The sequence below is a fragment of the Klebsiella sp. 64 genome (assembly GCF_018223915.1).
Classification (GTDB): Bacteria; Pseudomonadota; Gammaproteobacteria; order Enterobacterales; family Enterobacteriaceae; genus Klebsiella; species Klebsiella pneumoniae.
In genome coordinates, this window is record NZ_JAGRQZ010000005.1 from 53,469 (window position 1) to 73,369 (window position 19,901).

The following is a 19,901-nucleotide window of genomic DNA, read 5'->3' on the forward strand; positions in this document are numbered from 1 at the left end:
GCTGTGTGATTAACGACGACCTTCAGCAATCGCGGTAACGGCTTGTAATTCAGCGGCTTCCTGCTCTTGCTGTTCCTGGCGCTCACGTACGTCGAGGATCTGGTTGTTGATCAGACCTTCTTCGATTTCGCGCAGTGCGATAACGGTGGTTTTATCGTTTTCTTCCGGTACCAGCGGATCCTTTCCGCCAACCTGCATCTGACGAGCGCGACGCGCGGCGACCAGTACCAGGTCAAAACGGTTACCAATTTTCTCTACAGCGTCCTGAACAGTTACGCGTGCCATACTTAAAATGCTCCACAGGTGAAGAAATGACTGGGCATGATACTGAATGTGGGTTCAGTCTGCCAATAGTTTGGTGATTAAAGCGCCATGTCGCTGCTTTTGGCGGCTCATGCGCAGACGTTCAGCGCGGATGATATTTTTCAGGTCGCTCAGGGCGGTGTCAAAATCATCGTTCACAATCAGGTAATCATATTCCGCGTAATGGCTCATTTCCGCAACGGCCTGGGCCATCCGTTTCGCGATCACCTCTTCGCTGTCCTGGCCGCGGCCGCGCAGGCGACGGTCCAGTTCATCTTTTGACGGCGGCAGAATAAAAATACTGCGCGCGCCGGGCATGCTTTTACGGATCTGCTGCGCGCCTTGCCAGTCGATATCGAGGAAGACATCGACGCCGGTCGCCAGCACCTGCTCGATCGCTTTACGCGACGTGCCGTAATAGTTGCCAAAGACCTCTGCATGTTCCAGAAACGCGTTTTCGCCAATCATCGAGCGGAATTCGTCGTGATTCACGAAGAAATAGTGTTCGCCGTGCACTTCACCCGGACGCGGCGCCCGCGTGGTATGGGAGACCGATACCTGGGTGTCATACAACGGTTGGGTTTTTAATAAAGCCTGAATCAGGCTGGATTTACCCGCGCCGCTAGGGGCGGAAACAATATAAAGCGTGCCTTGAGCCATGAGTGTCTTTTGTATGTGGTTATCGAAAGAGGTCCTACATACGAGCCTATTATACACGTCGCCGCGGCGTGACGCAGTCATTGTCACACTTTTTGCCGCTGTTTCTTTCATTTTGCCTGCCGTTTTCCTGAATTCGCCAGCCGTTGCTGCAATGAGGCGTAAATCCTGGAAGGCGCTTCGCAAGGCGAAAAAGCTTCCGTCGCGGCTCGCGGCATTCTGCAGCAGACTCTCCGCCAGGTGATGGAGGAGGGGACTGCAATGCGTAAAGGAGGGTGGTGGCTGGCGTTAGGGATGTTCTCTGCCAGCGCGCTGGCGACGTGTCCGGACTGGCCGCCGGCCAGAGGAAGGCAGGAGACATCACGCCTTCATCAGCAAATTGTCGCCTGGAAAGAGGCTTACTGGCGGCAGGGCGCCAGCGGAGTGAGCGATGACGTTTACGACCAGCTCACCCTGCGCCTGGCGCAGTGGCGACAATGCTTTCCGGGCGCGACGCCTGAGGGTGACGATCTGCCTCCGCCCACCGGCGATGCGCGTCATCCGGTGGCCCATACCGGCGTGCGCAAGCTGGCGGATGAGGACAGCGTTGCCCGCTGGATGAAAAATAAATCCGACCTGTGGATACAGCCTAAAGTGGACGGCGTGGCGGTGACTCTCGTTTATCGCCAGGGGCGTCTGGTTCAGGCCATTAGCCGCGGCGATGGTTTACGCGGTGAGGCATGGACCGCCCGAGCGCGGCAGATCCCGGCGCTGGCGAAAGTGATGACCGGTGAACTGGCCGACAGCGTACTGCTGGGGGAACTGTTTCTGCGCCGGGACGGCCATGTCCAGCAGCAGGCCGGGGGGATGAATGCGCGGGCGAAAGTCGCCGGGTTGATGATGCGAGCCGACGCGGCGGCGGCGCTCAGTCAACTGGACGTTTTTATCTGGGCCTGGCCAGACGGCCCGTCGGATATGCGCCGTCGTCAGCAGCTGCTGGCGCAGGCGGGGTTTAAGTACAGCGGACAATATACCCATCCGGTGTCGCGCATCGAGCAGGTGGCGCAGTGGCGCCAGCGCTGGTATCGCTCGCCGCTGCCCTTCGTCAGCGACGGTGTGATTGTGCGCGAAGGACGCGAGCCGCCGGGGCGAGTCTGGTCGCCCGGAAAGGGCGAGTGGCTGGCAGCCTGGAAATATCCTCCGGCATCGCGGGTGATGCAGGTACGGGCGATCCGTTTCAGTACCGGCCGCAGCGGCAGACTCAACGTGGTGGCCGAGCTTGAGCCCCAGCGGCTGGATGATAAACGCGTGCAGCGGGTTAACGTTGGCTCTGTGTCCCGCTGGCAGATGCTGGATATTGGGGTTGGCGATCAGCTGCAGATCAGTCTGGCAGGGCAGGGTATTCCTCGGGTCGACGCCGTCGTCTGGCGGACGGCCGAGCGCCATAAACCGACGCCGCCGCCGGCGAAATTTAATGCGCTAACCTGCTATTTCGCCACCCCTGAGTGCAGCGAACAGTTTCTTTCCAGGCTGATCTGGTTGTCATCAAAGTCCGCCCTGAATGTCGATGGCGTGGGGGAAAATTTATGGCGCGTCATTCAGCAGCAAAACCCGATGACGCATATCTTTTCCTGGCTGGCGCTTACCGTTGAGCAGCTGCAGGCGGTGCCAGGGATTTCCGCCGCCCGCGGGCAGCACCTCTGGCATCAGTTTGATCTTGTTCGCAAACGACCTTTTATCCGCTGGGTGCTGGCGATGGGGATCCCGGTGCCGCAGGGGGCGCTGGCGCAGCTCGAAAGCGAGAACTGGCATTTGCTGGCGGCAAAAAGTGAAGCGCAATGGCGCACGCTGCCGGGCGTGGGGGAGATCAGAGCCCGCCAGCTGGTGGCTTTCCTGCACCATCCGGACGTGGTGGCGCTGGCGCAATGGCTTAGCGGGCAGCGCATCCCCGGATTTTAAGGCGGTTAGTGGGCGTCATGGGTGTAGTGGAAGACCGGTAGCCCCAGTTTCCAGCGTAGCGCCAGCATGCGGGCGGTAAAGCCGAACAGCAGTGTAGCCAGCACCACCACATCGTGGCTGCTGACGTAATGTTGCAGAGCAATATAGAGTACGGCTGCGGCAAAGGAGATCCCGGCATACAGCTCTTTCTGGAAGACCAGCGGAATGCGTTTGCAGAACATATCGCGCAGTACGCCGCCGAAGACACCGGTGATCACGGCGGCAATAGAGGCGATAACCGGGCCTTCGCCCATGTCCAGGGCGATCTGCGCGCCGATGATGGAAAACACGATCAGCCCCAGCGCGTCCAGCACCAGAAACAGCCGACGAAGGTGCGGCATCACCGGAGCGGCAATGGTCGTGAGGACGGCGGCGACGGCGACAATGATGACATATTCGGGATGCTTCACCCAACCAAGAGGATAGTGCCCCAGCAGGATATCGCGAACGGAACCCCCGCCCAGCGCGGTCGCAGTGGCGATAATGATGACGCCAAACGTATCCATCCGCCGGCGCCCGGCAGCCAGTGCGCCGGTCATGGCTTCCGCGGTGATACCGATTAAATACAGAACATGAAGCAGCATAGATCCCCCCAGGTAATGGCGGGCAGGTTAACGATTTGTGCGCAGGATCACGATTGAGATTTTCTAAAGCGAATCATTTACGCCAGGAAAAATTAATGGAAATAGTATCTGTGATGGCTTGATTTAAAGGTTTATTGATTTTTTAGGGATTTTTATTGATTAGAAAAAGTAATGCTAAGTGAAGCGATGGGTATCACTATCGAAAACACTATGATTACGCAATGTTTAAGTCTCGTCCTTTATTCTTTTATTTTTCCTTTTCAAGGCCTGAGAAAATGAGCGTCGCCGCCGGGAATAAAAATCATCTGATCCGCCTGATAGCCGTGGTATTAACCGGGATTCTGGCCGGTCTGTCCGGCATGGTTTTGGCACTAATTTTACACGCGATTCAGCACCTGGCTTTTGGTTACAGTTATGGGCAGATCGTCGGTTCGGTGTCATTTTTACAGGGCGTCACGGAGTCGTCCTGGCCACGCCGCATCGTGGCAATCGTGGCCGGCGGCGCCGTCGCCGGATTTGGCTGGTGGCTGCTTGGTCGCTATGGGCAGAGGCGGGTTTCCATTGCGGCGGCGGTGGCCAACCCCTGCGCACCCATGCCCGCGGGCACCACGACGATCCACGCGCTGCTGCAGATCGTCACCGTAGCGCTGGGCTCCCCGCTTGGCCGCGAAGTGGCGCCCCGGGAAATGGGCGCGCTGGGGGCGGGGATGGTGGCGCGTAAGCTGCGCCTGCTGGAAGATGAAACCCGCACGCTGATTGCCTGTGGGGCGGGCGCGGGTCTGGCGGCGGTCTATAACGTCCCGCTGGCCGGGGCGTTGTTCAGCCTTGAGGTCATGCTACTGTCGTTTAGCTGGGAAAAAACGCTGGCGGCGATAATGACCTCGGCGATTGCCGCCTGGACGGCCACCCTGGGGTTAGGGGATGAATCGCAATACCATTTTGTTTCCAGCGCACTTCCGCACACCTTTCTCTGGTGGGCGATTCTGGCGGGCCCGATTCTTGGCACCGGCGCCTGGCTCTTTCGCAAAGCGACCAGCGCGGCGCGTTCACGCGCGCGAAGTAACTGGCAGATGCCGGTGTTCTGTCTGCTGGGGTTTTCTCTTCTTGCCATCCTGAGTCTTTATTTCCCCGAGCTTCCGGGCAATGGCAAGGGTCCAATGCAGCTGGCGCTCAGCGACGGGCTGCCTCTCTCCATGGTCGCTGTCCTGTTAGTATTGAAGATGGTGGTGATTCTGGCGGTGCTGCGCGGCGGCGCGGAGGGTGGATTGTTAACCCCAGGGCTGGCGGTGGGCGGATTGGTCAGCCTGCTGCTCTGCGCGCTCTGGCAGCTCGGCTTCCCTGGCGGTGATAAAAGCAGCTTCGCTGTGGTGGGGGCGGCCGCGTTTCTCGCCGCCTCCATGCAGATGCCGCTGACCGCGGTGGCGCTGGTGATGGAGTTTACCCACATGGATCACAGCTATCTGGCTCCGGCGCTGCTGTGCGCGGCAGGGGCGTTTTTAACCTGCCGGGCGCTGGATAAAAAATAGGCTTACCGAGCCGCGGTGAAAGTCAGGGAGGGGCCCGTTGATCCTGAAAGTAAAATCAGCCGCGTTTTTCCCTGATGGTTGCCTCATGGTTAATAAGCCATATTTTTCGTGCAATGCCGCCGCCGTAACCGGTCATCGAACCATCTTTGCCGATAATTCGATGGCACGGGATGATAATCGCGACGCGGTTAGCGCCGTTTGCAGCAGCCACCGCGCGCGTGGCCGTTGGTTTACCTATCTCCATCGCAATCGATTGATAATGCGTCGTCTCACCGAAGCTAACGTGCTGTAAACGGCGCCAGACCGCTCGCTGGAACTCGCTGCCTGGGGTATCAAGCGCCACCTCGAACGATTGACGCTGTCCGGCGAAATACTCCGTTATTTCCTGTTGCGCCTGCCTGGTGTGGGCATTTTCACCTGCGATGATGCTGGCGTTGAGCCGCCGCTGCAGGTCGCTGAATTCTGACTCCAGCGCTCGTCTGTCGACAAACTCCAGCAGACAAATTCCCCGTTGCGTTGCACAAACAAACATTGGCCCTAACGGGGTGGTAAAACGATGAATTAAAACAACCTGGCGTTGTGCGCTGGGTGCGAAACCGGTCAATTTTTTGCAGGTATAGCCGAAGCCGCTTAAGGACTCGTAACCGCTATCGAAAGCGACATCGGTAGTTGAGCGGCCTGCTTTTAATTCCTGAAGCGCCATATTCAAACGCTGCATCCGTTGAAAAGCCTGAAAGGTGATCCCGTGGTTTTGCAGGAACCAGCGGCGAACGCGTTCCGGGCTAATATCGTGCTGACGTAGCTCGCTATCGCTGAGGCGGACCTTTGGAGCTTCTCGCAGCAGGCGGAGCGCTTGTTCAACAAAGGCGGGGGCCGTCCGGGCATTCTCCGTCGGGCGACAGACTTTGCATGGCCGGAAGCCGGCATCCAGCGCGGATTTAAAGTCATTATAAAATTCGACGTTTTCCCGCCGGGGTTTTCGCGCCCGACAGACCGAGATACAAAATACGCCGGTGGTTTTCACGCCGACGAAAAAAACGCCGGTGAATTCCACCGCGCGTTCAAGCAGCGCCTGATACCAGATATCGCACTGCATGCTGTCGGTAATTTTCATGGTCAAAAAACACCTGAGAAAGAGTGTTGGGTTTGCACCTGACATAATAAGTCTTTCAGTCTGGCCTGCGTCGCAGCATAAATAAAATTGCCCATCGAAATTCGTTTTACGCCCAGTGTCGATAAGGTGCTGAAGTCAGCCAGCTCAGGCATACACATTACGTTTAAGGGTAAAGGCACGTGGTGAACGATGGCGGTAATATCCTCCGCGCGGGTGACGCAAGGCACAAAAAAACCGCATGCGCCGTGTTTGGCGTAGAGTTGACCGCGATAGAGCGTTTGAACCAGCGCATCTTGTACGTTGAGAAGAAAGGTATCGGTGCGGACATTAACAAACAGACCTGGACAGGCGCGGGTGATTTCCTGCAGTTTGACGGCAAAGCGCTCCGCATCGTCAAGACGACGCGTACTATCCACCACATGACTATCCTCGAGATTTATTCCACTCACGCCGAGATGCGCCAGACGCCGGATATTATCAATGATGTGGCTGGTTGTCGCGCCGTAGCCCGCCTCTAAATCGACGCTTAACGGCAGTTCGCTAACGGTTTTGATGCGTGAGACGACATAAAACAGCTCGTCAAAACTCATCTCTTCGCCATCTTCATACCCTAACATTGCGGCGATAGCAGCGCTGGAGGATCCCAGCGCCTGATAACCAGCCTGCTGAGCAGCCTGAGCGCTGCTGGCATCCCAGACATTGGCAAGCAACAAAGGTTGGTGTTGCTGGTGAAGCGCATTAAAGTCCATTCTTTTCTCTCGCGGTAGTGTTTTCCTGACTGTGCCGCGTTGTGCTTATTTGCCACAACCGAAAACTGGACGACTATTTTTTATAAGTAGATTCTTATCATTCGCCCGTGAGAGAGATAAATAAAAAGGCCATGATTTATCATGGCCCTGGATACCGAAATACATTAACAAACGAGAAAGCGTTACTCGATATTCTGGATTTGCTCGCGCATTTGCTCGATGAGTACCTTCAGCTCAATCGCGGAATTGGTCACCTCGGCGTTAATCGATTTTGACGCCAGGGTGTTCGATTCACGGTTGAACTCCTGCATCATAAAGTCGAGACGGCGACCCACAGCTTCTTTCTTCTTCAGAATGTTATAGGTCTCTTTAACGTGCGCTTCGAGACGGTCCAGTTCTTCGGCAACGTCGATACGCTGCGCCATCAGCACCAGCTCTTGCTCAAGGCGGTTATTTTCCAGCTGCACTTCCGCATCTTCCAGCTTGGCGACCAGACGCTCGCGCTGCCACTGGAGAATTTCCGGCATATGAGCGCGAACTTTCGCCACTTCGCCGCTCACGCCTTCAAGCCGCTGCTCGATAAGCGCTTTCAGGGCCTGGCCTTCCGTTTCGCGGGCGACGATGAAGTCGTCCAGCGCGCCGTCAAGAGCGGCCAGAATGTCGGCGGCGATGGCGTCGAGATCCTGCTCTTTGGCGGCCATCACGCCCGGCCAGCGCAGGATATCAACCGGGTTGATTTCCCCTTCATCGCTCTGCATTTTCACCCAGTTGGCAGCGTTTACCAGCTGTTTAGCCAGCTTTTCGTTGAGGATGAGTTCACCCTGAGCGCTGGGATCTTGTTCAAAACGCAAGGTGCATTCGACTTTACCGCGAGTCAGGCGGGCGCGAATGCGCTCGCGTACCACGGGCTCCAGACTACGGAACTGCTCCGGCAGGCGGAAGTACGTTTCCAGATAGCGCTGGTTTACCGAGCGCAGCTCCCATGCGGCGCTACCCCAGTCACCCTTGATTTCACGGCGGGCATAGGCGGTCATACTGCGGATCATAGGCGTTCCTGTTTTCGTAATAATGAATGCAAGGATTATAGCCGTGCGGGCGGTGACTTAACAGGAATAGTGATGAAATACTTCAAGGACGATTGTTTTAAGGGATATCGCCGCAAAGTTATTTTCACCAGGGGCTGTAGGTGGGGTTATATATTATGGGAATCCGTAGTTAATATTTTCTGATATTAGATACGGGCATGGAATTCGGATGCCTTTGTACAAATGCATATACCGCCAGACAAGCTATTCTGTGAGTTTTAGGAAGTATAACCACCAGCAATGAGATAGGGTATTACCTTTAAGCATTATGTATGTTTTTTTTGCATTGATTACTATAAATTTATTAAAACTTTGGTGATTGTATTTATGGTGAGAATACTGTTGTATTAATTATATCTAATTGTTTTGTTTTGGCCTTTTTAAGTTTTATGCGGTATTGTCCGACTGAAAGAACGCTAGTATAGTCGTTTAAGATGAGTTCTATAAAAAGGATTTTAATATGGACGCTATCTTTGACAGAGTCGTAAGGGAATTTTTTCCAAATACAACCATACCTTTTTGGAAAAAATGGCTGTTCAGGACGGCATTTGGCAATAAGGTATTTTCTCGCTTAATATATAACGAGCAACTCGTTAATAAAAATGGGGTCGAGTGGGTTAATGCAGTTGTTGAACTCCTTGAGTTGAAATATGAAAGCGAACACCACCAACTTAACAACATACCTGGGCATGGGGCTACGGTTGTTATTTCAAATCATCCGACGGTTATCGATGGACTTAGTTTAATACATATGGTCTCCCGAGTCAGGAGCGATATAAAAATAATAGCCAATCACGTTTTGCCAATTATATTCCCCCAGGTATCGGAACTTACCATTGGAATTGAGAATATGGCCGGTAAGATGAGCCATAAAAAATTCCGCGAGATGAACGATCACCTGCGAAAAGGAGGCGTATTGATTATATGTCCTGCGGGTAAGCTAGCTAACTGGTCTCTTTCCGGGTTACAGGAGCATAAGTGGAACCCCGGTTTTTTACAGCTTGCTATGAGAAATAATGCAGCATTGGTACCAATTCATATTACGGGAGCAAACAGTAAGATTTATTATCTTACTGCAACATTCTGGCGGCAACTGTCGAATATGATGGTTATTCGTGAAGCTCTCCGCCATCATGGCAAGACCATGAAAATCAATATAGGACAGCAAATAGCCTTATCCTCGTTTAAAGAATACAATAAAGATCTTTCTGCCGCGGCAAATGTATGTCTGACGCACCTCCAGAGTATAGCGAAGAATGGCCCGGCTATGTTAGATACGATTGCGCCGCAAGAATTAGAACCAGGTAAAGAGGAGCTAATTAGCGCAATAGAGGAGTGCGAAATATTAAGGCAGTTTGAAGACGGTAGAAAACTAGTGATATATCGCTGTAATACTAACCGAACCTCACCCATTATTGATGAGTTAGGGCGCTTACGCGAACGCTGTTATCGCGATATTGGTGCCGGAACTGGTAACGACAGAGATAACGATGTTTTTGATGAAAGCTATTATCATATCATTTTATGGGATCCTTCTGATGTGGAAATCCTGGGAGCATATCGTGTTATGCCCGTTGGCGAGCAACTGGCCCAACATGGTGTAACAGGCCTCTATAGCAACAGCTTGTTTAAATACCATGATAATGCCTATTCCTGTTTAGAGAAGTGTGTGGAAATTGGCCGCGGCTTTATTCAGAAACCTTATCAAAAAAGTAAGGTGCTTGATTATTTATGGCAAGGGATATTTGACTTTATAAAAAGATATCCGGACTATAAATACTTGCTGGGTGTGCTGACCATTCCTGGAGCTTTTCCTGAAAAAGTACAGAAACTCATCATCAGTTTCTATAATATATACTTTTCCTCGACAGCTGATTTTTGTACGCCGATAGCATTGTTCACTGCCGAAAATGTACAGGATGATACTCCATTTTGTGGCGAAGATTTTAGAGCAGACTGGAGCATGCTTAATCACCTGCTGAGAGAAGAAGGTTATGAACTTCCCTGGCCTTTTAAACAGAGTGCTAAATGGTTCTCCCCGGGCGGATCGTCGATTCTTGCATTCACAAAAGATGATTCTTTTAATTCGATAGCTGGGTTAAATCTGAGCTCTATAGATAAATTGAATGAAAGCTACGTTAAGCATTATTTAAGAGATTAAACTGACGATGATTGTCCGGTCCTGGAGCGAGCGTGCCTCAATCCAGACCGTAGTGATAAGGGAAATGATATGCGTATGGATGCGTTTTAATGCGAAAGCCAATAAATGTATTTATTATATTGATATCGGTGCTGATACTCACCGGGTGTGATAACAAACCAGATAACATGTTATCCGGTTATTCACATGGAGAATTTGTATACCTTTCATATTCTGGTAATGAAAAAATAGAACGGATCTTGATCAATAAAGGAGATAACGTCGCCGCAGGACAGGAGTTAGTGAAGATTGAGTCCTTCGATGCGCAAAATATTTTCCTGCGCGCTGAGGAAAAGCTATCAGCAGAGAGCGCTCTATTACGAAATCTGGAATCTGGCGAACGGCCTGAAGAGCTGGATATTATACGTTCGCAGATTAAAAAAGCACAATCGGCAGAATCTCAGGTAAAGCGACAGCTTGGGCGATATCGTAATCTTTACGCCAATCATGCCATATCGCTTGCGGAATGGGAGGATATCCGGGATGAATTAACTCAAAAAGGCGCACAGGTTGAAGAGTTAATTAATCAACTCAAAGCACGGCAACTCCCTGCCCGGCAGGATGAGATTAGCAAGCAGCGCTCAATGGTGGCCGCGGCAAAACTCGAACGGGATAAGGCGCTGTGGGATGTCCAGCAAACGACGATTGTTTCTCCGGTCAATGCTAAGGTCTTCGATATTATTTATCGTGCCGGGGAGCGCCCTTCTGCTGGTAAACCAATAATCAGTCTGTTACCTCCTGAGAATATAAAAGTACGCTTCTTTATACCCGAAGCGAAGCTCGGTAAATTTAAAATCGGATCTAAGGTAAAACTTATATGCGATGGTTGCGCTGAGCCCATTGCTGGCATTATTAACTATATCAGCCCTGAGGCCGAGTTTACGCCTCCAGTTATTTATAGTACGAAACGTCGTGAGAAGCTCATTTTTATGGCGGAGGCTATCCCTGCGCTGCAGCAGGCAGGGCGGATGAAAATCGGCCAACCGTTTGATGTGGAGATTATTGGCGATGAATAATCTTTGTATTGATGTAAAAAATCTCAATAAACATTTTGGCGAGCATCACGTCGTAAAGGATTTCTCTTTACAGGTGGCAAAAGGCGAGATCTATGGTTTTCTCGGTCCGAACGGTAGCAGAAAAACGACATCGATTCGAATGATGTGTGGTTTGATTACGCCGGATGCCGGTGAAGGTACTTGTCTGGGTATGGATATCTTTACGCAGCGGGAAAAAATAAAAAAAAAGATAGGCTACATGACCCAGTATTTCTCAATGTGGGGAAATTTAACTATTCGGGAAAACTTACTTTTTATTGCGCGGTTATATAGCCTCGATCAGCGTAGAGATCGGGTTGAACGTGCGCTTTCTGAGTTAGGCCTCACTGCCCGACAGCACCAGCTGGCTAAGGAGCTTTCTGGGGGCTGGAAGCAAAGAATGGCCCTCGCCGCCTGTATGTTGCATGAACCTGTTTTGCTATTTCTGGATGAGCCGACTGCTGGCGTGGATCCCAAGGCGCGGCGAGAGTTCTGGCAAATGCTGCACCAGCTTTCTGACCGGGGGATCTCGATACTGGTGAGCACGCATTATATGGATGAGGCTGAGCGCTGCCATAAGGTTGCCTATCTCTCTTATGGTCGGCTGCTGGCGAATGGCACTATTGCGTCGATTATCGCCTCCCAGAATTTGATCACCATGCGAACCAGCGGCGCCGGTCTGACGCTGCTTGAAAGCCAGCTACAGCGCTTGCCGGATATTGAGCAAACGGTCATTTTTGGCAATCAGCTTTATATTACATCCAGAGATGACGCGAAGTTAAAATCCGCGCTTTTTGCCTTTACGCAACAGGGTTATGAGTTCTGTAAGGTGGATACCAATCTGGAAGATGCATTTACCTACTTGATGAAAAATAATTGTGAAAAAAATTAATTTTAGCTTCTCCGTTACGCGGTGGATTGGCGTGGTTATTAAGGAAATTCACGAGCTACACCGTGATAAAGTCAGCATCAGTATGGTGCTCCTGACACCTCTTTTTCAGCTGATCATTCTTGGCTATGCCATCAATATGGATCCGCATAATCTTCCGACCGCCTTACTAAATTATGATACCGAACGCATGAGTCAAATCTTTGTGACGGAAGCGCAAAATACCGGGTATTTTTCGATGATTCCTGTCGATTCAGAAGAGGCGGCGCAGAAAGCCTTTGTGCGGGGGGATGTCACTTTTATCGTGACGATCCCTGAAGGGTTTACGCGCAAGTTACTGCGTGGAGAAAAGCCACAACTATTGATTCAGGGGGATGCCATCGATCCGATCACCACGGGGAATGCGCTCAGCGCCCTTGTGCAGGTGGCGAAGTCGATGTTTCAGCACGATTTGCCGGGCGACATGCGTGTGGTGCAAAAAGAGGATGATTTCGAGCTTATCATTCATCGCATGTTTAACCCTGAGGGGATAACCCAGTTTAATACTATTCCTGGTATTATGGGGTCGATACTCAGTACAACGTTAATCCTGATGACCGCCCTGTCAATTACCCGCGAGCGAGAAAACGGGGCGTTAGAAAATTTACTGGTCTCTCCGTTGTCCGGGCTTGAGGTCATTATTGGGAAAATAACGCCTTTTGTTATCATTGGTCTGTTTCAGGCGACGTTAATCCTGATTGCCGCCGTTTTGTTGTTCGATATCCCCCTTCACGGTAGCGTCTTCCTACTATTTTTTGTGCTGTTAATTTATGTCTTTCTTTGTCTGTCAATTGGTATCGGTATTTCTGGCTTAGCACAAAACCAGCTGCAGGCGCTGCAAATGTCGTCATTTTATTTCATCCCTTCACTTATGCTGTCCGGATTTGTCAGCCCCTTTATTAGTATGCCAGACTGGGCGAAAGCCATTGGCTCCTGTTTACCGTTGACCTACTTCATCCGCCTGGTTAAGGGCATTATGCTGAAAGGCTATTCAGCAATGGCATTGTTGCCTGACCTCTTGCCGCTGATAGGCCTGGCGGTGATTGTCATTGGTGTGGGGTTGAAATCTTATCGTAAAACGCTGGACTGACATTATCGGCGCGTCCGGCTGGAGTGGGCATAGGCTTTTTGCCATGAAATTCGTATAATGCGCCCTCACATTCGTTTCAAGCCGGAGATTTCTATCATGCGTCCAGCAGGCCGTAGCGCTAATCAGGTGCGTCCCGTCACCCTGACCCGTAATTACACAAAACACGCTGAAGGCTCCGTGCTGGTCGAATTCGGTGATACCAAAGTGCTGTGCACTGCCTCTATTGACGAAGGCGTTCCGCGTTTCCTGAAAGGCCAGGGCCAGGGCTGGATCACCGCTGAATACGGCATGCTGCCGCGTTCTACGCACACGCGTAACGCGCGTGAAGCGGCAAAAGGCAAGCAGGGCGGCCGGACGATGGAAATTCAGCGCCTGATTGCCCGCGCGCTGCGCGCTGCGGTTGACCTGAAAGCGCTGGGCGAATTCACGATTACTCTCGACTGCGATGTACTGCAGGCCGACGGCGGCACCCGCACTGCCTCCATTACCGGTGCCTGCGTGGCGCTGGCCGATGCGCTGAATAAGCTGGTCGCCGCCGGCAAGCTGAAAACCAATCCGATGAAAGGGATGGTGGCCGCGGTCTCCGTCGGTATCGTAAATGGCGAAGCCATCTGCGATCTGGAGTACATCGAAGACTCCGCCGCGGAGACCGACATGAACGTGGTGATGACCGAAGATGGCCGTATTATTGAGGTGCAGGGCACTGCGGAAGGTGAGCCGTTTACCCATGAAGAACTCCTCACTCTCCTGGCGTTAGCCCGAGGGGGGATCGAGTCCATTATCACGACGCAGAAGGCGGCGTTAGAAAATTAATGATTAAGGCGACTGAGAAGTCGCCTTTTTTTTGCGCTTTATCCTTCATCACACCTGCGAAGGGGAGCGCGCAGTCTGACAATGATGAAAAGTACCAAAGGAGCGAATCCATGAAGCCGTATCAGCGCCAGTTTATTGAGTTTGCGCTTAGCAAGCAGGTTCTTAAGTTTGGCGAATTCACGCTGAAATCCGGGCGCAAGAGCCCCTATTTCTTCAACGCCGGCCTGTTTAACACCGGGCGCGATCTGGCTCTGCTGGGCCGTTTTTATGCCGAGGCGCTGGTGGATTCCGGAATTGAGTTTGACCTGCTGTTTGGCCCGGCCTACAAAGGAATCCCAATCGCCACCACCACCGCGGTGGCGTTAGCCGAGCATCATGACCGCGATCTGCCTTACTGCTTTAACCGCAAAGAGGCAAAAACCCATGGCGAAGGCGGCAATCTGGTCGGTAGCCCGCTGCAGGGCCGGGTAATGCTGGTGGATGACGTGATCACCGCCGGTACGGCGATTCGCGAATCCATGGAGATTATCCAGGCCCAGGGCGCGCAGCTGGCGGGCGTTCTGATCTCCCTGGATCGTCAGGAACGCGGCCGCGGCGAGATCTCCGCCATTCAGGAAGTGGAGCGGGATTACGGCTGCCAGGTTATCTCAATCATCACTCTGAAAGAGCTGATTACATATCTGGAAGAGAAACCCGAGATGGCGGAACACCTGGCGTCAGTTCGCGCCTATCGTGAAGCCTACGGCGTCTGATGATGCGCCCGGCAGCCTCGGCTGCCGGATTTCCGCTATATCAGCTTAGCGCCCTGCGCATTGACGTACAGCGAATAGATTGACGTGCTGGACGCCATAAACAGACGATTGCGCTGTTCGCCGCCAAAGCACAAGTTCGCGCAGCGCTCTGGCAGTTTAATGGTGCCGATATGCTTACCCTGTGGGTTGAAGATCCGCACGCCGTCGAGTTCTTCGTTTCCGCTTCCCCATCCGCACCACAGATTGCCGTCTGCGTCGCAGGCGATCCCATCGGCGGTACCGTTCCCACAGTCGAGATATACCCGTTTATTTTTCAGCGTATTGCCTTCCACATCCCACGCCAGAATTAAGCGGTTCGGTGTCGCCCGGCTTTCCACCACGTATAAGGTCTTTTCGTCCGGCGAGAAACACAAACCATTTGGCCCTTTTACGTCGCCCAGTACCACGCTCAGTTTGCGGCTTTCCGGCTCCAGACAATAGACGTTTTGCGGCAATTCTGATGTTGCTTTGTGGCCTTCGTAAAAACCACTGATGCCAAATGGCGGATCGGTAAACCAGATGGTGCCGTCTGACTTCACAACGATATCGTTTGGAGAATTGAGGCGATGACCCTGGTAGCTATCGGCCAGTACGGTAACAGACCCATCGTATTCGGTACGCGTAATGCGGCGGGTGTCGTGCTCGCAACTGATTAAGCGCCCCTGTCTGTCGCGGGCGTGACCATTGCTATAATTGGCCGGGTAGCGAAAGATGCTGGTTTCTCCGCTGACTTCATCCCAGCGCATGATGGCGTTATTCGGAATGTCGCTCCACAGCAGCATTCGCATGTCGCCGAACCAGACCGGGCCTTCCGCCCAGCGGAAGCCGCTGGCGATGCGTTCGACCTTTGCGCTGGCAAGCATATAGCGACGAAAGCTATCATCGACGGCCACGATGCGTGGGTCCGGATAGCGTTCAGAGGGGGCCCATGCTGCGAAGCTTTTTTGACTGACCAGTAGCGATGCGGTTGCCAACCCGCCTATCTTCAGTAAATCCCGCCGTGACGTCGCCATCAAATCTCTCCTTGTCGGGTGGTGTTGGGGGAGGGTGAAATGTTCAGCAAGCTGGATAGTAGGAAAGGAAAGCGGAAACGCGCATTGGGCAATTCAACCAATGGCCCTGGGATTTGCGACAAACTTACGCAGATTGCGAGGAGAATCATGCAGCCTGGCGGCTGCATGTGAGGATTTACTGCAGCTGTGCGGCGACCAGCGGCCAGCGGGCGTCGAAATCATCCGTCGGACGATATTTGAACTCGCTGCGCACAAAGCGCGACAGCATGCCCTCGCAGAAAGCCAGCAGCTGGCTGGCCAGCAGGGTTTCGTCGAGGGTGTAGCCTTCGCCTTCGCGCATTTTTTTCTCGCGCATCACCTGGCGTAGCTGCGCTTCGATGCGCTCAAAAAGCTGGTTGATGCGACCCTGAAGCCGGTCCTGTTCGAACATCAGCGCGTGCCCGGTGAGGATACGCGTCAGCCCAGGATTACGCTCGCCAAAGCCAAGAATCAACAGAACGATCAGGCGCAGGCGCGCGGTGGTGTCCTTTTCATCTTTCAAAATCAAATTGATGCGCGTAATCAGACTGTCTTCAATGAACTCGATCAGGCTGTCAAACATGCGGGTTTTGCTGGGAAAATGGCGATACAGCGCGGCTTCAGAGACGCCGACGGAAGCCGCCAGTTTCGCGGTGGTAATACGCTGACTACCATCGCTGGATTCCAGCATCAGCGCCAGAGATTGAAGTATTTCTTCGCGACGATTCCGTTTCGCAGTTTGCTTTTCTGCCATGTTTTAAAATACCCCTGAAAATAAGCACTTGTCAGGCAGACATCCACAACGCGACCGCAAACCAGGGCTTGCGGTAATGTTATTGCGTTATGCGCGTTGGGATGCAGATTCCGTGTTGCTGGGCTTATTTACGCCCTGAGTGACCGAAGCCGCCTTCGCCGCGGTCGGTGGCATCGAAGGATTCCACCAGGTTAAATTCCGCCTGAACGACCGGCACAAAGACCATCTGTGCGATACGTTCGCCCGGCTCGATAATAAAGCTCTGCTGACCGCGGTTCCAGACGGACACCATCAGCTGCCCCTGGTAATCGGAGTCGATAAGGCCCACCAGGTTGCCCAGGACTACGCCATGCTTATGACCCAGGCCGGAGCGCGGCAGGATCACCGCCGCCAGAGAGGGATCGGCGATATGAATCGCAAGGCCGGTCGGCAACAGCGTGGTTGCGCCCGGCGCCAGCTCTACGGCGTCGTCGAGACAGGCTCGCAGGTCAAGTCCGGCGGAGCCGGAGGTGGCATAGGTCGGCAGCGGAAATTGCTGGCCGACACGCGGGTCCAGAATCTTAACGTCGATTTTTTTCATCATAACGGGTCACGATCTCGTCGAGTAATAATTGGCCCAGGAGTTCCTTGCGCTCAAGTGGTAAGCGCTTTTCCCCATCCTGCCAGAAAAGGTGTAGTGCGTTGCTGTCGCTGTTAAAGCCCTGATTAGGCTGGGAAACATCGTTGGCGCAAATCAGGTCGAGGTTCTTGCGGGCACGTTTTTGCCGCGCATATTCTTCCACATTATTCGTTTCGGCGGCAAACCCAACGACGTAGGGGCGATGTGATTTTAGCGCCGCGACCCCGGCCACGATATCCGGGTTTTTAACCATTTTTATTGTTAATTCATCACCTTGTTTTTTTATTTTATCTTCGGCGATGACGGCGGCGCGGTAATCCGCTACTGCGGCGCAGCCAATAAAAATGTGCTGCTGCTGGGCGCCAGCCTGGACGGCCGCTTCCATCTCCAGCGCGGTAGTGACATCAATGCGCTGCACAAACGGCGGGGTCGGTAGCGATACCGGCCCGCTGATCAAGGTCACGTTCGCGCCCCGCTGCGCTGCGGCGGCGGCAATCGCGAAGCCCATCTTGCCAGAGCTGTGGTTGGTGATATAACGCACCGGATCCAATGGCTCACGGGTCGGGCCCGCGGTAATCATGAGGTTGAGATGTTGCAAATCTTTGACAGGGGAGGCGAAATGCTGCGCGGCCATGTCTACGATAGTTAACGGATCGAGCATTCTCCCCGGGCCGACGTCGCCGCAGGCCTGGCTACCGCTGTCTGGTCCCCATAGCAGCAGCCCGCGGGTAGCGAGCGTCTGCAGATTATGCTGGGTGGCCTGCGCGCGATACATCTGCTGGTTCATGGCGGGCACCACGGCAACCGGGGATGGGGTGGCAAGACAGATCGTCGACACCAGATCGTTGGCCATGCCGGCCGCCACGCGAGCGATTAAATCGGCGGTTGCTGGGGCGAGGATCACCAGGTCGGCCCATTTACCGAGCTCAATATGGCCCATTGCCGCTTCCGCCGCCGGATCGAGCAGGCTGTCGGAAACCGGATAGCCGGATACCGCCTGCAGGCTGAGTGGGGTGATGAACGCTTTTGCCGCCTCCGTCATCGCGACACGCACTTCCGCGCCGCGTTCACGCAGCCGGCGCACCAGTTCCGGGGTTTTATACGCCGCGATGCCGCCGCTGACGCCCAGGACGATTTTTTTACCCGCCAGAGTCATCATGATGTCTTCCTGTTGCCGTAGACCAGAATCCGCGCATCTTATCACAATCCTGCCGCCGTCGTGCCTCTGCCGGGCATTCACTTTGCGAGCGGCTACGCAGGGTGAAAATCGGCGGGTCGGCAGCGCCGTCAGGCTGTGCCAGGATAGGCTGATTCACCCAGGAGGGCGCATGGACGGAATGGAAAATCTGATGCCACGGGAGAAGATGCTGCAATACGGCATCGAAACGCTAACGGATGTTGAGCTGCTGGCGCTGTTTCTGCGCGTCGGCACGCGTCGTCAGGATGTGCTCAGCTATGCCCAGGCGTTACTGCAGCGTTTTGGCTCACTCTACGCTCTGCTTTCCGCTGATAAAGCGCAACTGATTGCTGTAGACGGACTGGGGCTGGCGAAATATGCCCAACTGAAGGGCATTGCCGAGCTGGCGCGACGCTATTTTAGCTCGCAGCTGGTCGAGGAGGCCGCGCTGGTCACGCCCTCGATGACGCGCGAGTTTTTACAAAGCCAGCTGACGGAAGAGGAGCGCGAGATCTTTATGGTGATCTTTTTAGATAATCAGAACCGGGTGTTGAAACATAGTCGTCTTTTTTCTGGTACTCTTAGCCACGTTGAGGTGCATCCGCGAGAAATTGTACGCGAAGCCATCAAAGTGAACGCCGCCGCCGTGATCCTTGCGCATAATCATCCCTCCGGTAGCCCGGAGCCAAGTCAGGCCGACAGACTGATTACCGAAAGGGTGATAAAATGTTGTAGATTCATGGAGATACGCGTGCTTGATCATCTGGTTATCGGCCGCGGTGCGTATGTATCTTTTGCCGAACGTGGCTGGATTTAGCCCCGAACTGGCGATCCTTCGGGATCTTTGTCTGTTCGGGACTTGAGCACATCGCCGAGTCAGCGTATACTACGCCACCTTTGAGAATCTCGGGTTTGGCATTTGGGCCTGGCAGTCGAGAGTTCACATTGAACTGCGATGACCAGGCTGTAAAGCCTGACGAGGCGCCAATACCCCATACGAAGCTCGAGCTAATTTGATTTTTGGAGAATAGACATGTCCCGAGTCTGCCAAGTTACTGGCAAGCGTCCGGTGACCGGTAACAACCGTTCCCACGCACTGAACGCGACTAAACGCCGTTTCCTGCCGAACCTGCACTCTCACCGTTTCTGGGTTGAGAGCGAGAAGCGTTTTGTCACCCTGCGCGTATCTGCTAAAGGTATGCGTGTAATCGATAAGAAAGGCATCGATACAGTTCTGGCTGAACTGCGTGCCCGTGGCGAAAAGTACTAAGTACTTAGAGGAAATAAATCATGGCTAAAGGTATTCGTGAGAAAATCAAGCTGGTTTCTTCCGCTGGTACTGGTCACTTCTACACCACCACGAAGAACAAACGTACCAAACCGGAAAAAATGGAACTGAAAAAGTACGATCCGGTTGTACGTCAGCACGTTATCTACAAAGAAGCTAAAATCAAATAATTTTAGCCTCC

The 19,901-nt window shown here is 53.3% G+C and carries 22 protein-coding genes; 11 read left to right on the forward strand and 11 right to left on the reverse strand.

What is annotated here, in order from left to right:
* Positions 1 to 9: 9 nt before the first annotated feature.
* On the reverse strand, positions 10 to 285 hold the full coding sequence (gene rpoZ / locus KHQ23_RS05880; protein WP_000135058.1) for a DNA-directed RNA polymerase subunit omega: 276 nt from the start codon (positions 283 to 285) through the stop codon (positions 10 to 12).
* A gap of 54 nt (positions 286 to 339) precedes the next feature.
* The gene (gene gmk, locus KHQ23_RS05885; protein WP_002922664.1) at positions 340 to 963 is read right to left on the reverse strand and encodes a guanylate kinase; all 624 of its coding nucleotides are present in this window, start codon (positions 961 to 963) and stop codon (positions 340 to 342) included.
* A 258-nt stretch (positions 964 to 1,221) separates the two neighbouring features.
* Between gmk and ligB the strand changes: the two genes are divergently transcribed.
* Positions 1,222 to 2,898: an NAD-dependent DNA ligase LigB gene (gene ligB / locus KHQ23_RS05890; RefSeq protein ID WP_025367816.1), complete on the forward strand. Its 1,677-nt coding sequence runs from the start codon at positions 1,222 to 1,224 to the stop codon at positions 2,896 to 2,898.
* Positions 2,899 to 2,903: 5 nt separating this feature from the next.
* Here ligB and KHQ23_RS05895 read toward each other — a convergent pair whose 3' ends face one another.
* Positions 2,904 to 3,521 carry a trimeric intracellular cation channel family protein gene (locus tag KHQ23_RS05895; RefSeq protein ID WP_002922654.1) on the reverse strand — a complete coding sequence of 206 codons (618 nt, stop codon included), beginning with the start codon at positions 3,519 to 3,521 and terminating at the stop codon, positions 2,904 to 2,906.
* A gap of 275 nt (positions 3,522 to 3,796) precedes the next feature.
* Between KHQ23_RS05895 and KHQ23_RS05900 the strand changes: the two genes are divergently transcribed.
* On the forward strand, positions 3,797 to 5,047 hold the full coding sequence (locus KHQ23_RS05900) for a chloride channel protein (protein WP_004173898.1): 1,251 nt from the start codon (positions 3,797 to 3,799) through the stop codon (positions 5,045 to 5,047).
* Positions 5,048 to 5,102: 55 nt separating this feature from the next.
* On the opposite strand, the gene KHQ23_RS05905 is transcribed toward KHQ23_RS05900, so the two are convergent.
* The 3 genes from KHQ23_RS05905 to KHQ23_RS05915 form a co-directional block, all read right to left on the reverse strand.
* Positions 5,103 to 6,161 carry a bifunctional transcriptional activator/DNA repair enzyme AdaA gene (locus KHQ23_RS05905; protein WP_025367818.1) on the reverse strand — a complete coding sequence of 353 codons (1,059 nt, stop codon included), beginning with the start codon at positions 6,159 to 6,161 and terminating at the stop codon, positions 5,103 to 5,105.
* A 2-nt stretch (positions 6,162 to 6,163) separates the two neighbouring features.
* On the reverse strand, positions 6,164 to 6,910 hold the full coding sequence (locus tag KHQ23_RS05910) for an isocitrate lyase/phosphoenolpyruvate mutase family protein (protein ID WP_017879935.1): 747 nt from the start codon (positions 6,908 to 6,910) through the stop codon (positions 6,164 to 6,166).
* Between the two features lie 182 nt (positions 6,911 to 7,092).
* Positions 7,093 to 7,956 carry a YicC/YloC family endoribonuclease gene (locus KHQ23_RS05915; RefSeq protein WP_002922636.1) on the reverse strand — a complete coding sequence of 288 codons (864 nt, stop codon included), beginning with the start codon at positions 7,954 to 7,956 and terminating at the stop codon, positions 7,093 to 7,095.
* Between the two features lie 499 nt (positions 7,957 to 8,455).
* Here KHQ23_RS05915 and KHQ23_RS05920 point away from each other — a divergent pair, with 499 nt between their 5' ends.
* A complete protein-coding gene (locus tag KHQ23_RS05920; protein ID WP_021463355.1) occupies positions 8,456 to 10,156 on the forward strand; it encodes a lysophospholipid acyltransferase family protein in 1,701 nt (566 codons plus the stop codon).
* A gap of 37 nt (positions 10,157 to 10,193) precedes the next feature.
* Here the strand turns inward: KHQ23_RS05920 and KHQ23_RS05925 are convergent, their stop codons facing one another.
* Positions 10,194 to 10,325: a hypothetical protein gene (locus KHQ23_RS05925; protein WP_015959141.1), complete on the reverse strand. Its 132-nt coding sequence runs from the start codon at positions 10,323 to 10,325 to the stop codon at positions 10,194 to 10,196.
* On the opposite strand from KHQ23_RS05925, the gene KHQ23_RS05930 reads away from it, so the two are divergent.
* The 5 genes from KHQ23_RS05930 to pyrE all read left to right on the forward strand — a co-directional run bounded on the left by KHQ23_RS05930 (position 10,285) and on the right by pyrE (position 14,812).
* Positions 10,285 to 11,211 carry an HlyD family secretion protein gene (locus tag KHQ23_RS05930; protein WP_269465108.1) on the forward strand — a complete coding sequence of 309 codons (927 nt, stop codon included), beginning with the start codon at positions 10,285 to 10,287 and terminating at the stop codon, positions 11,209 to 11,211. The two genes, KHQ23_RS05925 and KHQ23_RS05930, sit on opposite strands and share 41 nt — an antisense overlap.
* Positions 11,204 to 12,121 (forward strand): ABC transporter ATP-binding protein, encoded by a 918-nt coding sequence (locus KHQ23_RS05935; RefSeq protein WP_211776808.1) that lies wholly within the window; start codon positions 11,204 to 11,206, stop codon positions 12,119 to 12,121. Before KHQ23_RS05930 ends, KHQ23_RS05935 begins: the two co-directional genes overlap by 8 nt.
* A complete protein-coding gene (locus KHQ23_RS05940; RefSeq protein ID WP_032435206.1) occupies positions 12,108 to 13,247 on the forward strand; it encodes an ABC transporter permease in 1,140 nt (379 codons plus the stop codon). The genes KHQ23_RS05935 and KHQ23_RS05940 overlap by 14 nt, the downstream gene beginning before the upstream one ends.
* A 96-nt stretch (positions 13,248 to 13,343) precedes the next feature.
* Positions 13,344 to 14,060 (forward strand): ribonuclease PH, encoded by a 717-nt coding sequence (rph, locus tag KHQ23_RS05945; protein ID WP_002922602.1) that lies wholly within the window; start codon positions 13,344 to 13,346, stop codon positions 14,058 to 14,060.
* A 110-nt stretch (positions 14,061 to 14,170) separates the two neighbouring features.
* Positions 14,171 to 14,812 (forward strand): orotate phosphoribosyltransferase, encoded by a 642-nt coding sequence (pyrE, locus tag KHQ23_RS05950; protein WP_002922600.1) that lies wholly within the window; start codon positions 14,171 to 14,173, stop codon positions 14,810 to 14,812.
* A 35-nt stretch (positions 14,813 to 14,847) separates the two neighbouring features.
* Here pyrE and KHQ23_RS05955 read toward each other — a convergent pair whose 3' ends face one another.
* The 4 genes from KHQ23_RS05955 to coaBC form a co-directional block, all read right to left on the reverse strand.
* Complete coding sequence (locus KHQ23_RS05955) at positions 14,848 to 15,864, reverse strand: SMP-30/gluconolactonase/LRE family protein (protein WP_004173905.1); 1,017 nt, start codon at positions 15,862 to 15,864, stop codon at positions 14,848 to 14,850.
* A 175-nt stretch (positions 15,865 to 16,039) separates the two neighbouring features.
* Entirely contained in the window at positions 16,040 to 16,636 is a 597-nt protein-coding gene (slmA, locus tag KHQ23_RS05960) for a nucleoid occlusion factor SlmA (protein ID WP_002922598.1), read from the reverse strand.
* Positions 16,637 to 16,760: 124 nt separating this feature from the next.
* On the reverse strand, positions 16,761 to 17,219 hold the full coding sequence (gene dut / locus KHQ23_RS05965; RefSeq protein ID WP_004145270.1) for a dUTP diphosphatase: 459 nt from the start codon (positions 17,217 to 17,219) through the stop codon (positions 16,761 to 16,763).
* The gene (coaBC, locus tag KHQ23_RS05970; protein ID WP_004188117.1) at positions 17,197 to 18,411 is read right to left on the reverse strand and encodes a bifunctional phosphopantothenoylcysteine decarboxylase/phosphopantothenate--cysteine ligase CoaBC; all 1,215 of its coding nucleotides are present in this window, start codon (positions 18,409 to 18,411) and stop codon (positions 17,197 to 17,199) included. Before coaBC ends, dut begins: the two co-directional genes overlap by 23 nt.
* A gap of 172 nt (positions 18,412 to 18,583) precedes the next feature.
* Here coaBC and radC point away from each other — a divergent pair, with 172 nt between their 5' ends.
* The 3 genes from radC (at position 18,584) to rpmG (ending at position 19,890) form a co-directional block, all read left to right on the forward strand.
* Positions 18,584 to 19,249 (forward strand): DNA repair protein RadC, encoded by a 666-nt coding sequence (gene radC, locus KHQ23_RS05975; RefSeq protein WP_002922589.1) that lies wholly within the window; start codon positions 18,584 to 18,586, stop codon positions 19,247 to 19,249.
* A 216-nt stretch (positions 19,250 to 19,465) separates the two neighbouring features.
* Positions 19,466 to 19,702, forward strand: a complete 237-nt coding sequence (rpmB, locus tag KHQ23_RS05980) for a 50S ribosomal protein L28 (RefSeq protein WP_000091955.1) — start codon at positions 19,466 to 19,468, stop codon at positions 19,700 to 19,702.
* A 20-nt stretch (positions 19,703 to 19,722) separates the two neighbouring features.
* Positions 19,723 to 19,890, forward strand: a complete 168-nt coding sequence (rpmG, locus tag KHQ23_RS05985) for a 50S ribosomal protein L33 (RefSeq protein WP_002922510.1) — start codon at positions 19,723 to 19,725, stop codon at positions 19,888 to 19,890.
* Positions 19,891 to 19,901 lie beyond the last annotated feature (11 nt).

What these genes read in the sequence shown, in the direction of transcription:
- rph (WP_002922602.1), top strand. Translation starts at nt 13,344, where the DNA reads ATGCGTCCAGCAGGCCGTAGCGCTAATCAGGTGCGTCCCGTCACCCTG.
- KHQ23_RS05925 (WP_015959141.1), bottom strand. Translation starts at nt 10,325, where the DNA reads ATGTTATCTGGTTTGTTATCACACCCGGTGAGTATCAGCACCGATATC.
- coaBC (WP_004188117.1), bottom strand. Translation starts at nt 18,411, where the DNA reads ATGACTCTGGCGGGTAAAAAAATCGTCCTGGGCGTCAGCGGCGGCATC.
- KHQ23_RS05920 (WP_021463355.1), top strand. Translation starts at nt 8,456, where the DNA reads ATGGACGCTATCTTTGACAGAGTCGTAAGGGAATTTTTTCCAAATACA.
- KHQ23_RS05895 (WP_002922654.1), bottom strand. Translation starts at nt 3,521, where the DNA reads ATGCTGCTTCATGTTCTGTATTTAATCGGTATCACCGCGGAAGCCATG.
- rpmG (WP_002922510.1), top strand. Translation starts at nt 19,723, where the DNA reads ATGGCTAAAGGTATTCGTGAGAAAATCAAGCTGGTTTCTTCCGCTGGT.
- rpmB (WP_000091955.1), top strand. Translation starts at nt 19,466, where the DNA reads ATGTCCCGAGTCTGCCAAGTTACTGGCAAGCGTCCGGTGACCGGTAAC.
- radC (WP_002922589.1), top strand. Translation starts at nt 18,584, where the DNA reads ATGGACGGAATGGAAAATCTGATGCCACGGGAGAAGATGCTGCAATAC.
- KHQ23_RS05900 (WP_004173898.1), top strand. Translation starts at nt 3,797, where the DNA reads ATGAGCGTCGCCGCCGGGAATAAAAATCATCTGATCCGCCTGATAGCC.
- KHQ23_RS05955 (WP_004173905.1), bottom strand. Translation starts at nt 15,864, where the DNA reads ATGGCGACGTCACGGCGGGATTTACTGAAGATAGGCGGGTTGGCAACC.
- dut (WP_004145270.1), bottom strand. Translation starts at nt 17,219, where the DNA reads ATGATGAAAAAAATCGACGTTAAGATTCTGGACCCGCGTGTCGGCCAG.
- KHQ23_RS05905 (WP_025367818.1), bottom strand. Translation starts at nt 6,161, where the DNA reads ATGAAAATTACCGACAGCATGCAGTGCGATATCTGGTATCAGGCGCTG.
- KHQ23_RS05935 (WP_211776808.1), top strand. Translation starts at nt 11,204, where the DNA reads ATGAATAATCTTTGTATTGATGTAAAAAATCTCAATAAACATTTTGGC.
- pyrE (WP_002922600.1), top strand. Translation starts at nt 14,171, where the DNA reads ATGAAGCCGTATCAGCGCCAGTTTATTGAGTTTGCGCTTAGCAAGCAG.
- slmA (WP_002922598.1), bottom strand. Translation starts at nt 16,636, where the DNA reads ATGGCAGAAAAGCAAACTGCGAAACGGAATCGTCGCGAAGAAATACTT.
- ligB (WP_025367816.1), top strand. Translation starts at nt 1,222, where the DNA reads ATGCGTAAAGGAGGGTGGTGGCTGGCGTTAGGGATGTTCTCTGCCAGC.
- rpoZ (WP_000135058.1), bottom strand. Translation starts at nt 285, where the DNA reads ATGGCACGCGTAACTGTTCAGGACGCTGTAGAGAAAATTGGTAACCGT.
- KHQ23_RS05915 (WP_002922636.1), bottom strand. Translation starts at nt 7,956, where the DNA reads ATGATCCGCAGTATGACCGCCTATGCCCGCCGTGAAATCAAGGGTGAC.
- gmk (WP_002922664.1), bottom strand. Translation starts at nt 963, where the DNA reads ATGGCTCAAGGCACGCTTTATATTGTTTCCGCCCCTAGCGGCGCGGGT.
- KHQ23_RS05910 (WP_017879935.1), bottom strand. Translation starts at nt 6,910, where the DNA reads ATGGACTTTAATGCGCTTCACCAGCAACACCAACCTTTGTTGCTTGCC.